17 protein-coding genes are annotated in these 14,525 nt (G+C 58.6%); 16 read left to right on the top strand and 1 reads right to left on the bottom strand.

The window, feature by feature from the left end; translation table 11 throughout:
• Positions 1-217: 217 nt before the first annotated feature.
• Positions 218-1,033 carry a type III secretion system regulator SuhB gene (gene suhB / locus VD17_RS16470; protein WP_033061458.1) on the bottom strand — a complete coding sequence of 272 codons (816 nt, stop codon included), beginning with the start codon at positions 1,031-1,033 and terminating at the stop codon, positions 218-220.
• Between the two features lie 146 nt (positions 1,034-1,179).
• Between suhB and trmJ the strand changes: the two genes are divergently transcribed.
• The 16 genes from trmJ to hisS all read left to right on the top strand — a co-directional run bounded on the left by trmJ (position 1,180) and on the right by hisS (position 14,491).
• Positions 1,180-1,950: a tRNA (cytosine(32)/uridine(32)-2'-O)-methyltransferase TrmJ gene (trmJ, locus tag VD17_RS16465; protein ID WP_046054697.1), complete on the top strand. Its 771-nt coding sequence runs from the start codon at positions 1,180-1,182 to the stop codon at positions 1,948-1,950.
• Positions 1,951-1,952: 2 nt separating this feature from the next.
• Complete coding sequence (cysE, locus tag VD17_RS16460) at positions 1,953-2,729, top strand: serine O-acetyltransferase (RefSeq protein ID WP_046054696.1); 777 nt, start codon at positions 1,953-1,955, stop codon at positions 2,727-2,729.
• Between the two features lie 239 nt (positions 2,730-2,968).
• On the top strand, positions 2,969-3,460 hold the full coding sequence (gene iscR / locus VD17_RS16455) for a Fe-S cluster assembly transcriptional regulator IscR (protein WP_007903581.1): 492 nt from the start codon (positions 2,969-2,971) through the stop codon (positions 3,458-3,460).
• Positions 3,461-3,510: 50 nt separating this feature from the next.
• The gene (locus tag VD17_RS16450) at positions 3,511-4,725 is read left to right on the top strand and encodes an IscS subfamily cysteine desulfurase (RefSeq protein ID WP_046054695.1); all 1,215 of its coding nucleotides are present in this window, start codon (positions 3,511-3,513) and stop codon (positions 4,723-4,725) included.
• An 84-nt stretch (positions 4,726-4,809) separates the two neighbouring features.
• A complete protein-coding gene (gene iscU / locus VD17_RS16445) occupies positions 4,810-5,196 on the top strand; it encodes a Fe-S cluster assembly scaffold IscU (protein WP_003443374.1) in 387 nt (128 codons plus the stop codon).
• A 34-nt stretch (positions 5,197-5,230) separates the two neighbouring features.
• On the top strand, positions 5,231-5,554 hold the full coding sequence (iscA, locus tag VD17_RS16440; protein WP_007903589.1) for an iron-sulfur cluster assembly protein IscA: 324 nt from the start codon (positions 5,231-5,233) through the stop codon (positions 5,552-5,554).
• Positions 5,555-5,562: 8 nt separating this feature from the next.
• Positions 5,563-6,084, top strand: coding sequence for a co-chaperone HscB (hscB, locus tag VD17_RS16435; RefSeq protein ID WP_008070981.1), 522 nt, complete (start codon positions 5,563-5,565; stop codon positions 6,082-6,084).
• Positions 6,085-6,135: 51 nt separating this feature from the next.
• Complete coding sequence (gene hscA / locus VD17_RS16430) at positions 6,136-7,998, top strand: Fe-S protein assembly chaperone HscA (protein ID WP_046054694.1); 1,863 nt, start codon at positions 6,136-6,138, stop codon at positions 7,996-7,998.
• A gap of 2 nt (positions 7,999-8,000) precedes the next feature.
• Positions 8,001-8,342 (top strand): ISC system 2Fe-2S type ferredoxin, encoded by a 342-nt coding sequence (gene fdx / locus VD17_RS16425; RefSeq protein WP_046054693.1) that lies wholly within the window; start codon positions 8,001-8,003, stop codon positions 8,340-8,342.
• Positions 8,343-8,356: 14 nt separating this feature from the next.
• A complete protein-coding gene (iscX, locus tag VD17_RS16420; protein ID WP_007941386.1) occupies positions 8,357-8,557 on the top strand; it encodes a Fe-S cluster assembly protein IscX in 201 nt (66 codons plus the stop codon).
• Between the two features lie 92 nt (positions 8,558-8,649).
• Complete coding sequence (gene ndk, locus VD17_RS16415; protein WP_007903599.1) at positions 8,650-9,075, top strand: nucleoside-diphosphate kinase; 426 nt, start codon at positions 8,650-8,652, stop codon at positions 9,073-9,075.
• Positions 9,076-9,103: 28 nt separating this feature from the next.
• Positions 9,104-10,252 (top strand): 23S rRNA (adenine(2503)-C(2))-methyltransferase RlmN, encoded by a 1,149-nt coding sequence (gene rlmN / locus VD17_RS16410; RefSeq protein WP_046054692.1) that lies wholly within the window; start codon positions 9,104-9,106, stop codon positions 10,250-10,252.
• A 12-nt stretch (positions 10,253-10,264) separates the two neighbouring features.
• Entirely contained in the window at positions 10,265-11,023 is a 759-nt protein-coding gene (pilW, locus tag VD17_RS16405; RefSeq protein ID WP_046054691.1) for a type IV pilus biogenesis/stability protein PilW, read from the top strand.
• Positions 11,023-12,051, top strand: coding sequence for a RodZ domain-containing protein (locus VD17_RS16400; RefSeq protein ID WP_046054690.1), 1,029 nt, complete (start codon positions 11,023-11,025; stop codon positions 12,049-12,051). Before pilW ends, VD17_RS16400 begins: the two co-directional genes overlap by 1 nt.
• A gap of 3 nt (positions 12,052-12,054) precedes the next feature.
• The gene (ispG, locus tag VD17_RS16395) at positions 12,055-13,164 is read left to right on the top strand and encodes a flavodoxin-dependent (E)-4-hydroxy-3-methylbut-2-enyl-diphosphate synthase (RefSeq protein WP_008147751.1); all 1,110 of its coding nucleotides are present in this window, start codon (positions 12,055-12,057) and stop codon (positions 13,162-13,164) included.
• A 37-nt stretch (positions 13,165-13,201) separates the two neighbouring features.
• Positions 13,202-14,491 carry a histidine--tRNA ligase gene (gene hisS, locus VD17_RS16390; RefSeq protein WP_046054689.1) on the top strand — a complete coding sequence of 430 codons (1,290 nt, stop codon included), beginning with the start codon at positions 13,202-13,204 and terminating at the stop codon, positions 14,489-14,491.
• Positions 14,492-14,525: the final 34 nt, after the last annotated feature.

The following is a 14,525-nucleotide window of genomic DNA, read 5'->3' as shown; positions in this document are numbered from 1 at the left end:
GCCGTCCCCTATGCCGATGCCCGCAATTTAAGCGACACAGCAAACCCCCTGTAGGAGTGAGCCTGCTCGCGATAGCGATATATCAGTCACCACCTATTTCGAATGATAGATTGCTATCGCGAGCAGGCTCACTCCTACATTGGGTCTGTGGTGTGGCAGGGGCAAATTCCAGGCATAAAAAAAGCACCCCGAGGGGTGCTTTTTTGTGGCTGCTCGCTTAGCGTTTCAGCGAGGCCGGCAGGTGCGGCTGGATGGCCGTCAGTACTGCTTTGAAGCATTTGGTGTTGCCGGCAACGACGTGGCCTTTCTCAAGGAAGTCGTGACCGCCGGTGAAGTCGCTCACCAGGCCGCCTGCTTCCTGAATCAGCAGGGCGCCTGCAGCCATGTCCCACTCGGACAGGCCCGACTCCCAGAAGGCGTCGAAACGGCCGGCCGCTACGTAAGCCAGGTCCAGGCTCGCCGAGCCAGCGCGGCGGATGCCGGCAGTCTGGCCAACCAGGGCGCGGAACATGCCCAGGTAGTTGTCGAGGTTGTCCATCTGGTCATCGCGGAACGGGAAGCCGGTACCCAGCAGGGCGCCATCCAGGCTGGTGCGGCCGCTGACGCGCAGACGACGACCGTTCAGTTGGGCGCCGCGACCACGGCTGGCGGTGAATTCTTCCTGGCGAACCGGGTCCAGAACAACAGCGTGTTCCAGGCGACCGCGGTATTTGCAGGCGATGCTGACAGCGAAGTGTGGAATGCCGCGCAGGAAGTTGGTGGTGCCGTCCAGTGGGTCGATGATCCACAGGTAGTCTTCGCCTTCGCCGCTGCCCGGGTGCATGCCGGTTTCTTCGCCGAGAATGCCGTGGGTAGGGTAGGCCTTGCGCAGCGCGTCGATGATTTTCTGTTCGGCGGCGCGATCCACCTCGGATACGTAATCCTTGGCGTCTTTTTCGTCGACCTTGATGGTATCCAGGCGCTCGATGGAGCGGAAGATCAATTCACTGGCGCTGCGGGCGGCGCGCAGCGCGATATTCAGCATGGGCTGCATGGATGTGTCACCTAAGGTTGTTAAAGAAAGCCGGGCATTCTATCAGAACTTTTCTACAGGTGAAGGTCAGTGTTCGCTTTCATAGCTTAACGGTAGGTTGAGCTGTAAGATTCTGCTCCCCATTATTGTGTTCGAGAGCGCCTCCCTTGCTGCAAAACATTCGTGTCGTCCTGGTCAATACCAGCCATCCCGGGAATATCGGCGGGGCTGCGCGTGCCATGAAGAACATGGGCCTGTCGCGGCTGGTGCTGGTCGAACCGAGGTTGTTCCCGCATCACGAAGCCGATGCTCGTGCTTCAGGTGCCGGTGACATCCTTGAAAACGCGCAAGTCGTCGCCACCTTGGAAGATGCCTTGGTTGGCTGCAATTTGGTGCTCGGCACCAGCGCCCGTGACCGTCGCATTCCCTGGCCGTTGCTCGATCCCCGTGAATGCGGAGTGAAAGTGGTCGAGGAAGCTGCGTCGGGAGCCGAGATTGCCTTGGTCTTTGGTCGTGAAGATTCCGGCCTGACCAATGAAGAGCTGCAGCGATGTCACTATCACGTGCACATCCCATCAGACCCTGGGTTCAGTTCGCTGAACCTTGGGGCGGCGGTGCAGGTGTTGAGTTATGAAGTGCGTATGTCCTGGCTCGCGGCCCAAGGTCAACCGAGCAAGATCGAGAAGGATGAAGTGGCGTCCACCAAAAGTGGTGAGCTGGCGACCATGGATGAGCTGGAGCGATTCTATGAGCACCTGGAGCAAACCCTGGTGGCCATTGAGTTTCTCGATCCGGAAAAGCCACGGCACTTGATGGCGCGCCTGCGCCGGTTGTACGGACGCAGCTCGGTCAGCCGGGCGGAAATGAATATATTGCGTGGCATCCTCACGGAAACCCAGAAAGCGGCCCGTGGTGAGCTTCTTAAGCGGAAGGATTAAAAATGTTCGAGCGTTTGCGTGAAGATATCCAGAGTGTTTTCCATCGTGATCCGGCAGCGCGCAACGCTTTTGAAGTTCTGACGTGCTACCCGGGCATGCACGCCATCTGGATCCATCGCCTGTCGTCAGCCCTGTGGGGCATGGGCTGGAAGTGGCTGGCGCGACTGGTGTCGAACTTCGGTCGCTGGTTGACCGGGATCGAGATTCATCCGGGCGCCAAGGTCGGTCGTCGCTTCTTTATCGACCATGGCATGGGCATCGTCATCGGTGAGACTGCTGAGATCGGCAACGACGTCACCCTTTATCAGGGTGTGACCCTGGGTGGCACCAGCTGGAACAAGGGCAAGCGTCACCCGACGCTTGAAGATGGGGTTGTGGTCGGCGCGGGTGCCAAGGTGCTTGGTCCGTTTACGGTCGGCGCTGGCGCGAAGGTCGGTTCCAACGCCGTGGTGACCAAGGCTGTGCCAGCCGGGGCGACAGTGGTTGGTATTCCGGGGCGGATCATCGTCAAATCCGATGAAGAGCAGGACGCCAAGCGCAAGGCCATGGCCGAGAAGATCGGTTTCGATGCCTACGGTGTTGGCGAAGACATGCCGGACCCGGTGGCGCGTGCCATCAATCAGTTGCTCGATCATTTGCAGGCGGTTGATGGCCGTCTGGAGGGGATGTGCGGGGCGCTGAAGGACCTGGGCAGCAACTATTGCGCCAAGGATCTGCCTGAGTTGCGCGAAGAAGACTTCGCCTGCGTCAAGGATAAGGATGAAAGCAAGGCCAGCTAAACCGAGTCGACTTCAATCGCGAGCAGGCTCACTCCTACATTTGAAATGCGTTTCCCTGTAGGAGTGAGCCTGCTCGCGAAGAGCGATGACTCGGTATTGCTGGCTGTAACCGCCCAGCCTTTGCTATGATGCGCCCGCTCTTTTGCGGGTAATCCTGACTAAAGTACTAGGTCTTATAGTTGACTTAAACACTCGGGAATTGCATACTCGCCCCATTCCGAACTCCGTGGTAATTGTCCATGCGACTGACTACAAAAGGCCGATACGCCGTGACCGCCATGCTTGACCTGGCGTTGCACGCGCAGCACGGGCCGGTGTCCCTGGCCGATATCTCCGAGCGCCAAGGCATCTCCCTGTCCTACCTCGAACAGCTCTTCGCCAAATTGCGCCGCAGCAATCTGGTGTCCAGCGTCCGTGGTCCGGGCGGCGGCTATCAGCTGTCGCGCGACATGCAGGGTATCCAGGTCGCTCAGGTGATCGATGCGGTGAACGAATCGGTCGATGCCACCAAATGCCAGGGCCAGGGTGATTGCCATCAAGGCGACACCTGTCTGACCCACCACTTGTGGTGCGATCTGAGCCTGCAGATTCACGAATTTCTCAGCGGTATCAGCTTGGCTGACCTTGTCACTCGCCGTGAGGTACAAGAAGTAGCCCAGCGTCAGGATCAGCGCCGTTGCAACAGCAAAGCGCCGCGCCTGGACAAGATTGAAGCGTCCGCCGTCGAATGACAGCCAAAGAGCTAGCGGCACGCCAGCCAGCCTGATTTAGGAGATAGTCCATGAAATTGCCGATTTACCTTGATTACTCTGCGACCACCCCGGTTGATCCGCGTGTAGCGCAAAAAATGAGTGAATGCCTGCTGGTTGACGGAAACTTCGGTAACCCGGCGTCCCGTTCTCACGTGTTCGGCTGGAAAGCTGAAGAGTCCGTCGAAAACGCTCGTCGTCAGGTCGCTGACCTGGTCAACGCCGACCCGCGTGAAATCGTCTGGACCTCCGGTGCCACCGAGTCCGACAACCTGGCAATCAAGGGTGCGGCGCATTTCTATGCCACCAAAGGCAAACACCTGATCACCACCAAGATTGAGCACAAGGCTGTCCTCGACACCATGCGCCAACTGGAGCGTGAAGGCTTCGAAGTCACCTACATCGAGCCTCGCACTGATGGTCTGGTCACTCCAGAGATGATCGAAGCCGCCCTGCGCGACGACACCATCCTGGTTTCGGTCATGCACGTGAACAACGAAATCGGCACCATCAACGACATCGCAGCCATCGGCGAACTGACCCGTTCCAAGGGCATCCTGTTCCACGTCGACGCTGCTCAGTCCACCGGCAAGGTCGATATCGACCTGTCGAAGCTGAAAGTCGACATGATGTCGTTCTCTGCCCACAAAACCTACGGCCCTAAAGGCATCGGCGCACTGTACGTGAGCCGCAAGCCGCGTGTTCGCATCGAAGCGACCATGCACGGCGGCGGTCACGAACGTGGCATGCGTTCCGGCACCCTGGCGACCCACCAGATCGTCGGCATGGGCGAAGCCTTCCGCGTAGCCAAGGAAGACATGGCTGCCGAGAACATCCGTATCAAGGCCTTGAGCGACCGTTTCTTCAAGCAGGTCGAAGGCCTGGAAGAGCTGTACATCAACGGCAGCATGACCGCCCGCGTTCCGCACAACCTGAACCTGAGCTTCAACTACGTTGAAGGCGAGTCGCTGATCATGGCGCTCAAGGATCTGGCGGTTTCGTCCGGTTCGGCCTGCACCTCGGCTTCCCTTGAGCCTTCGTACGTACTGCGCGCCCTGGGCCGCAACGACGAACTGGCACACAGCTCGATTCGCTTCACCTTCGGCCGTTTCACCACCGAAGAAGAAATCGACTACGCCGCGCAGAAAGTCTGCGAGGCCGTTACCAAGCTGCGCACTCTGTCGCCGCTGTGGGACATGTACAAAGACGGTGTCGACATTTCGAAAATCGAGTGGGCGGCACACTGATTTCAAGTCGCCGCAAACCGGCCCTGCAAGACGCAGGTTTTCAGGGCTCAAGAGCGACTCTCTGATGAGTGAGGATTAAGAATCATGGCTTACAGCGAAAAGGTCATCGACCACTACGAGAACCCGCGCAACGTCGGCAAGATGGACGCGGAAGACCCTGATGTCGGCACCGGCATGGTCGGCGCTCCGGCGTGCGGCGATGTGATGCGCCTGCAGATCAAGGTCAACGAGCAAGGCATCATCGAAGACGCCAAGTTCAAGACCTACGGTTGCGGTTCGGCTATCGCCTCCAGCTCCCTGGCGACCGAGTGGATGAAAGGCAAGACTCTGGATGAAGCAGAGACCATCAAAAACACTCAGTTGGCCGAAGAACTGGCTCTGCCGCCAGTAAAAATTCACTGCTCCGTACTTGCTGAAGACGCTATCAAAGCGGCCGTTCGCGACTACAAGCAGAAGAAAGGCTTGATCTGACTTTCAAGATTTGGCGACGAGTAAGGAGTCACCGATGGCTATCAGCATGACAGAAGCGGCTGCTCAACACGTGCGACGCTCCCTCAACGGGCGCGGCAAAGGTGAAGGGATTCGTCTGGGTGTTCGCACCACGGGCTGTTCCGGCCTTGCCTACGTGCTGGAGTTTGTCGACGAGGTGGTTGCAGAGGATCAGGTGTTCGAAAGTCACGGCGAGAAAGTGATCATCGACCCGAAAAGCCTGGCCTACCTGGACGGCACCGAACTCGATTTCGTCAAGGAAGGGTTGAACGAAGGCTTCAAGTTCAACAATCCCAACGTGCGCGGTGAATGTGGCTGCGGCGAAAGCTTCAACATCTGAGGCTGCGCGTGGGTACTCCTTGTCATTTCGCTTTATTTGAGCTGAAACCGAGCTTCCGTCTGGATCTCGATCAGTTGGCCACGCGCTATCGTGAGTTGGCGCGCGGTGTTCATCCGGACCGCTTTGCAGACGCTTCCGAGCGCGAGCAGCGGCTGGCGCTAGAGCAATCCGCGAGCCTCAACGAGGCCTATCAGACGCTCAAAAGTCCCCCAAAGCGCGCGCGTTACTTGCTCGCCATGGGCGGCCGCGAGCTGCCGCTGGAGGTCACGGTGCATGATCCGGAGTTTCTTCTGCAGCAGATGGAGCTGCGTGAAGAGCTCGAAGACCTGCAAGACAGCGCCGATCTGGCGGGTGTTGCAGTGTTCAAGCGTCGCCTGAAGACTGCGCAGGATGAACTGAACGAAAGCTTCGCAGCCTGTTGGGATGATGCAGCGCAACGTGAACAGGCCGAACGCCTGATGCGGCGCATGCAGTTCCTCGACAAGCTCACCTACGAAGTGCGCCAGTTAGAAGAGCGCCTCGACGATTAACCCAGTGCCGCTCCGGTCGCACGCCTGATATACAGATAAGTCCTGATAACGATGGCCCTACTGCAGATCGCCGAACCCGGCCAAAGTCCTCAACCGCACCAGCGTCGTCTGGCTGTGGGGATCGACTTGGGTACTACCAATTCGCTGGTCGCTGCGTTGCGCAGTGGTCTTTCCGAACCTCTGGCTGACGCAGACGGGCAGGTCATCCTGCCGTCTGCCGTGCGCTACCACGCGGACCGCGTTGAAGTCGGCGAGTCGGCCAAGCTGGCTGCCGCCACCGATCCTTTGAACACCGTGCTGTCGGTCAAGCGCTTGATGGGTCGTGGTCTGTCCGACGTCAAGCAATTGGGCGATCAACTGCCGTACCGCTTTGTCGGCGGCGAATCGCACATGCCGTTCATCGACACGATCCAGGGCCCGAAAAGCCCGGTCGAAGTCTCTGCCGATATCCTCAAGGTGTTGCGTCAGCGCGCCGAAGCGACGTTGGGTGGCGAACTGGTAGGCGCGGTGATCACCGTTCCGGCCTATTTCGACGATGCTCAGCGTCAAGCCACCAAGGATGCGGCCAAACTGGCCGGTCTTAATGTGCTGCGTCTGCTCAATGAGCCGACCGCTGCCGCTGTTGCTTACGGTCTGGATCAGCATGCTGAAGGCCTGGTCGCTATTTATGACCTGGGTGGCGGCACCTTCGATATTTCGATTCTGCGCCTGACCGGCGGTGTGTTTGAGGTTTTGGCTACCGGCGGCGACAGCGCGCTGGGCGGCGATGACTTCGACCACGCAATCGCTGGCTGGATCATCGAGAGCGCCGGTCTGTCCGCCGACCTCGATCCAGGTGCGCAACGCCATCTGCTGCAAACCGCTTGTGCGGCCAAAGAAGCCCTGACCAATGCCTCGTCCGTTGAAGTCGCTTATGGCGACTGGAAAGCCGAGCTGACCCGTGAAGCCTTCAATGCGCTGATCGAGCCTATGGTTGCTCGCAGCCTGAAAGCCTGTCGCCGCGCTGTTCGTGATTCCGGCATCGAGCTGGAAGAAGTGCACGCAGTGGTCATGGTCGGTGGTTCGACTCGTGTGCCTCGCGTTCGCGAAGCGGTCGCTGAAGCCTTCGGTCGCGAGCCGCTGACCGAAATCGATCCGGATCAAGTGGTGGCCATTGGTGCCGCGATCCAGGCCGATACTCTGGCTGGCAACAAGCGTGATGGCGATGAGTTGCTGTTGCTTGACGTGATTCCGTTGTCCCTGGGGCTGGAAACCATGGGCGGCCTGATGGAGAAGGTGATTCCACGCAACACCACCATCCCTGTCGCCCGCGCTCAGGACTTCACGACTTATAAAGATGGCCAGTCGGCCATGGCGATCCACGTACTGCAGGGCGAGCGCGAGCTGATCAGCGACTGCCGTTCCCTGGCGCGCTTCGAATTGCGCGGCATTCCGGCGATGGTGGCCGGTGCGGCGAAGATTCGCGTGACCTTCCAGGTCGATGCCGACGGTCTGCTCAGTGTTTCTGCCCGCGAACTGGGCTCGGGTATTGAGGCCAGCATCCAGGTCAAGCCGTCCTACGGTCTGACGGATGGCGAAATCGCCAAAATGCTCAAGGACTCGTTCCAGCATGCCAACGACGACAAGGTCGCTCGAGTGTTGCGTGAACAGCAGGTCGATGCCCAGCGCCTGATCGAAGCGGTGCAGGGCGCCCTCGATGTCGATGGCGAGCGTTTGCTCGACGCCGAAGAGCGCATGGTCATCGAATTGCAGATGCAGGAACTGACCGAATTGATGAAAGGCACCGATGGTTACGCCATCGAGCAGCAGACCAAACGTCTGTCGCAAGTGACCGACGCCTTTGCTGCCCGCCGCCTGGACTCGACGGTGAAAGCCGCTCTGGCGGGGCGCAACCTGAATGAGATTGAGGAATAACGATGCCGCAGGTCATTTTTCTGCCACACGAGAAGTTCTGCCCGGAAGGTATGGTTGTGGAGGCTGAGCCTGGCACATCCATTCTCGAACTGGCCCACGAACACCATATCGAGATGGAAAGCGCCTGTGGCGGCGTCTGCGCCTGCACCACCTGTCATTGCATCATTCGTGAAGGCTTTGACTCGCTGGAAGAGGCGGACGAGCTGGAAGAAGACTTTCTGGATCGTGCCTGGGGTCTGGAGGCGCAATCGCGTCTAGGCTGTCAGGCGATCGTCGCAAATGAAGACCTGACTATCGAAATTCCGAAATACTCGCTCAACCATGCGGCCGAAGCGCCGCACTGATTCAAGGAACTGAAATGAGTCTGAAATGGGTTGATGTGCTGGAAATCGCGATCCAGCTGGCTGAATCCAAGCCGGATGTGGATCCGCGTTATGTGAACTTCGTCGATCTGCACCAATGGGTGCTGGCATTGCCGGAGTTCAGTGATGATCCGACCCGCGGTGGCGAGAAGGTGCTTGAAGCCATTCAGGCCGCCTGGATCGAAGAAGCAGACTGAGTCTGCGCCGTACGCAGTTAGGCAATACCAAAGAACCCGCGTATAATTCGCGGGTTTAATTTTTCGCAAATTACCGTTTCTGGAGTTACACCATGGCTGTTCAACGTACTTTCTCCATCATCAAGCCTGACGCTGTTGCAAAAAACGTTATCGGCGAGATCACCACTCGTTTCGAAAAAGCTGGCCTGCGCGTTGTAGCTTCGAAACTGAAGCAACTGTCCAAAGCTGAAGCTGAAGGCTTCTACGCTGAGCACAGCGCTCGTGGTTTCTTCAACGACCTGGTTGCTTTCATGATCTCCGGTCCGGTTGTCGTTCAGGTTCTGGAAGGCGAAAACGCTATCGCTCTGAACCGTGAGCTGATGGGCGCTACCAACCCTAAAGAAGCTGCTGCCGGTACCATCCGCGCTGACTTCGCTGATTCCATCGACGCCAACGCTGTACACGGTTCGGACTCCGAAGCCGCTGCTGCTCGCGAAATCTCGTACTTCTTCGCAGCTACTGAAGTAACCACTCGCTAAGCATTGGCTTAAGAGTGAAGGTGAATCCATGACTACATCGACTGTAAAAACCAACCTGCTGGGTCTGACTCAACAGGAAATGGAAAAATTCTTCGACTCAATCGGGGAGAAGCGTTTCCGTGCCGGTCAGGTAATGAAATGGATTCACCACCTTGGCGTCGATGATTTCGACGCCATGACGAACGTCAGCAAGGCCTTGCGCGACAAGCTCAAGGTTATTGCCGAGGTTCGTGGTCCTGAAGTGGTCAGCGAGGACATCTCCACCGACGGCACCCGTAAGTGGGTGGTGCGCGTGGCGTCCGGCAGCTGCGTCGAGACCGTGTACATTCCCCAGGGCAAACGCGGCACTTTGTGCGTTTCGTCCCAGGCAGGCTGTGCCCTGGATTGCAGTTTCTGCTCCACCGGCAAGCAAGGATTCAACAGCAACCTCACTGCCGCCGAAGTCATCGGCCAGGTGTGGATTGCCAATAAATCGTTCGGCAGCATCCCGGCGACCGCCGACCGTGCCATCACCAACGTGGTGATGATGGGCATGGGTGAGCCGCTGCTGAACTTCGACAACGTCGTGGCTGCCATGCATCTGATGATGGATGACCTGGGCTACGGGATCTCCAAGCGCCGTGTAACCCTGTCTACCTCGGGTGTGGTGCCGATGATCGATGAGCTGTCCAAGCACATCGACGTCTCCCTGGCGTTGTCCCTGCACGCACCGAACGACGCATTGCGTAACCAATTGGTGCCGATCAACAAGAAGTATCCGCTTAAGATGCTGCTCGAGTCGTGCCAGCGCTACATGTCGTCCCTGGGCGAGAAGCGCGTGCTGACCATTGAGTACACGTTGCTCAAGGACATCAACGACAAGGTCGAACACGCGGTCGAAATGATCGAGTTGCTCAAGAACATCCCGTGCAAGATCAACCTGATTCCGTTCAACCCGTTCCCGCATTCCGGTTACGAGCGCCCGAGCAACAACGCGATTCGTCGTTTCCAGGATCAGCTTCACCATGCCGGTTTCAATGTCACCGTACGCACCACCCGCGGTGAAGACATCGATGCCGCGTGTGGCCAATTGGTAGGGCAGGTGCTGGATCGCACCCGTCGCAGCGAGCGTTATATCGCCGTGCGTGAGTTAAGCGCCGAAAACGATATCGCACAGAACGCTGCGAACAATAATTAAGAGAGGATCTCTATGTCCCTGCGCTTAGCGCTGCTTTTGCTGTTGGCCAGCCTGTGTGCTGGTTGTGTCCTGTCGGGCGATTTCAACCCGATGAAGACCAGCAAGGGCCGCGACGAGGCGCGCGTTGCCTATGTGCAGCTGGGCTTGGGGTACTTGCAGCAGGGTATGACCGAACGGGCGAAAGTACCGTTGAAGAAAGCGCTGGATCTGGATGACGCGGATCCGGATGCCAACGCTGCGCTGGGCCTGGTATTCCAGGCAGAGATGGAGCCGGAGCTGGCGGATCAGCATTTTCGCAAGGCGCTGTCTTCCCGCCCCAACGATGCGCGAATCCTGAATAACTACGGCAGTTTTCTTTTCGAAGAGAAACGCTACAAAGAAGCTTACGAGCGCTTTGAACAGGCCGCCGCCGATACCTTGTATCCTGAGCGTTCGCGGGTGTTCGAGAGCCTCGGAATGACCGCTTCGAAGCTGGGGCAGCGTGATCTGGCCCAGCAGCAGCTGGAAAAAGCCCTGCGTTTGAATCGCCAACAGCCACGTGCATTACTGGAAATGGCTGAGTTGTCCTTCGAAGACAGGCATTATGTGCCCGCGCGTGACTATTACGATCGTTTTAGCCTGCTCACCGAGCAAAATGCACGTAGTCTATTGCTCGGCGTTCGGCTGGCAAAAGTGTTCGATGATCGCGACAAGGCCGCCAGTTTCGGCCTGCAACTAAAACGACTCTATCCCGGTACGCCGGAATATCAGCAATACCTGTCGGAGCAATGATGAAAGCGGCGCATCCCGAAGTTGTAGCAGCGAATCGCGTTAATCCCGGTGAGACTTTGCGCCAGGCTCGCGAAAGCAATGGCTGGTCGCTGGCCGAAGTGGCCCTCAAGCTCAACCTCACCGTCAATTCCCTGAGCAATCTGGAAGCCGGCGCTTTCGACAAGCTGCCTGGGCATACCTTTGCTCGCGGTTATATTCGCGCCTACGCGAAATTGCTCGGCATGGATCAAGCCGTACTGGTCCAACAGTTCGACCAATCCACCGGCACCGACTCCCAGGGCAGCAACGTTCATAGCCTGGGACGTATCGAAGAGCCGGTTCGGGTTTCCCACACCATTTTGCGAATTGTCAGCCTGCTGTTGCTGATCGCAGTGATTGGTGGTGGTTTTGTCTGGTGGCAGGATCAAACCTCATTGCGCACCAAAGACCTGACCAGCCTGAGCCCGGAACACGTTGAAGTCGAAGGCGCTGACGGCACCACCCAGATCCATCCGCTGGACGAGCCGGAAGACCAGGCTGTCGCGGAAGGTCAGGCTGAAGGCACAACCGCTCTTGCGTTGCCGCAAGCCGAGAATTCGAGTGAAGCGCCGGCCGAAGCTGAAGCGACTGCGCCTGCTGCACAGGTTGCGCCAGCGCCCACGCCTGTCGCACCTGCCCACAGCACCGCTCCGGTTGTCGCGACTCCGGCCGCGCCAGCCCCGACGGCTCCTGTTGTATCGACCCCGCCTGCAACCGCTTCGGTGACTCCGACCATTCCCGCTCCAGCAGCGGCGGCTCCGGTTGGCGGCCAAGGCCAGGTTCAACTGCAATTCACTGCCGATTGCTGGACGCAAGTGACCGATGGCGCCGGCAAGGTGCTGTTGAGCGGTCTCAAGCGCAAAGGCGAAAACGTTTCTGTGAGCGGCAAGCCACCGTTTACTGTGCGTCTGGGCTTCGCCCGTGGCGCGCAGGTCAGCTACAACGGGCAGGTGGTTGATGTCGCTCCGTTCACCAGTGGCGAGACTGCTCGCCTGAAGTTGGGTCAATAAGTCATGCACGGCGAATCTCCAATCAAACGTCGCGAATCCCGCAAGATCTGGGTCGGTAACGTGCCCGTTGGCGGCGATGCGCCTATCGCTGTGCAGAGCATGACCAACAGCGACACCAATGACGTAGCCGCCACCGTGGCCCAGATCAATCGTCTGGAAGCCGCTGGCGTCGATATCGTGCGAATTTCCGTGCCCGACATGGATGCCGCTGAAGCCTTCGGCAAGATCAAGAAACTGGTCAAAGTACCTTTGGTCGCCGACATCCACTTCGACTACAAGATCGCTCTGCGCGTAGCCGAACTGGGCGTTGACTGCCTGCGCATCAACCCGGGCAACATCGGTCGCGAAGACCGCGTGCGTGCTGTAGTTGATGCCGCCCGTGATCGCGGGATTCCGATCCGCATCGGCGTGAACGCCGGTTCCCTGGAAAAAGACCTGCAAAAGAAATACGGCGAGCCGACCCCGGCAGCGCTGGTTGAGTCTGCCCTGCGTCACGTCGAGCACCTTGAGCGTCTGAACTTCCAGGACTTCAAGGTCAGCGTGAAAGCTTCTGACGTGTTCATGGCCGTCGCCGCTTACCGCTTGCTGGCCAAGGAAATCGTTCAGCCGCTGCACCTGGGCATCACCGAAGCCGGTGGTTTGCGTTCAGGCACGGTGAAATCCGCCGTGGGCCTCGGTATGCTGCTCGCCGAAGGGATTGGCGATACTATTCGCATCTCGTTGGCGGCCGACCCGGTCGAGGAAGTGAAAGTCGGCTACGACATTCTCAAGTCCCTGCATCTGCGTTCCCGTGGCATCAACTTCATCGCCTGCCCGAGCTGCTCGCGGCAGAATTTTGATGTGGTCAAAACCATGAACGAGCTGGAAGGGCGCCTCGAAGACCTGCTGGTGCCGCTGGATGTCGCAGTCATCGGTTGCGTGGTCAACGGGCCGGGTGAAGCCAAAGAAGCCCATATCGGCTTGACCGGTGGCACACCAAACCTGATTTACATCGACGGCAAGCCGTCGCAGAAACTGACGAATGACAATCTGGTGGATGAGCTTGAACGCTTGATCCGCCAGAAAGCGGCCGAAAAGGTCGAAGCTGACGCGGCAGTCATCGCCCGCGGCTGAGCCCGACTGAAGAGCCGAACGAATTTAAGGATTTATAGTGAGCAAGTCTCTGCAAGCCATACGTGGCATGAACGACATCCTGCCCGAGCAGACTCCCCTGTGGCGTCATTTCGAAAGCACCGTCTCGCGTTTGCTGGATAACTACGGTTATAAGCAGATCCGCATGCCGATCGTCGAGTTCACCGAGCTGTTCAAGCGCTCCATCGGTGAGGTAACCGACATCGTCGAAAAAGAGATGTACACCTTCGACGACCGCAACGGCGACTCCCTGACCCTGCGCCCTGAAGGCACGGCGGCCTGCGTGCGTGCGGTGCTTGAGCACGGCATCACCGGCGGCGGTCAGGTACAGAAACTCTGGTACATCGGCCCGATGTTCCGCCACGAACGTCCGCAGAAAGGCCGTTATCGCCAGTTCCACCAGATCGGTTGCGAAGTCTTCAACCTCGACGGTCCGGATATCGACGCCGAGCTGATCGTGCTGACCTGGCGTCTGTGGGGCGAGCTGGGCATCCGTGATGCGGTCAAGCTCGAACTCAACAGCCTGGGCACTGCCGAGTCCCGCGGTCGTTATCGCGAAGCGCTGGTCGAGTTCCTCTCGGCCCGCCTGGACAAGCTGGACGAAGACAGCCAGCGCCGTCTGAAGACCAACCCTTTGCGGGTTCTGGATACCAAGAACGCTGACACTCAAGCCGTGTTGGTCGACGCGCCGAAAATGGCCGACTACCTGGACGAAGAATCCCGCGTGCACTTCGAAGGCCTCAAGGCTCGCCTGGACGCCGCCGGCATTCCTTACGTGATCAACCCGAAGCTGGTTCGCGGGCTGGATTACTACAGCAAGACCGTTTTCGAATGGGTCACCGACAAGCTGGGCGCCCAGGGCACCGTGTGTGCTGGTGGTCGTTACGACGGTCTGGTGGAGCAGATGGGCGGCAAGCCGACCCCTGGCGTTGGTTTCGCCATGGGCATCGAACGCCTGGTGCTGTTGCTTGAAACCCTGGAGCAGATCCCGGAAGAGATTTCCCGTCAGGTCGACGTCTACCTCTGCGCCTTCGGTGAAGCCGCAGAGCTGGCCGGTCTGGCCCTGAGTGAACGTGTTCGTGATCAATTGCCCAACCTGCGCCTGCAAGTGAATGCCGGCGCCGGCAGCTTCAAAAGCCAATTCAAGAAAGCCGACAAGAGCGGTGCGTTGTACGCGCTGATCCTCGGTGACGACGAAATGGCCCAGCAAATGGTAGGTTTCAAACCCCTGCGTGGCCAGGGCGAACAACAAAGCATTGCCTGGGATGCGCTTGCTGCACACCTGGCCACCTGCGTCGTGCAGGGTTGAAGCTGTCAAACAGCCGATTTAGCGATTAAGGAGT

Origin of the sequence: Pseudomonas fluorescens (genome assembly GCF_000968015.1) — a bacterium.
Lineage (GTDB): Bacteria > Pseudomonadota > Gammaproteobacteria > Pseudomonadales > Pseudomonadaceae > Aquipseudomonas > Aquipseudomonas fluorescens_W.
Note: the sequence above shows the minus strand (reverse complement) of the source record. Positions and strands in the feature narration are given on the sequence as shown.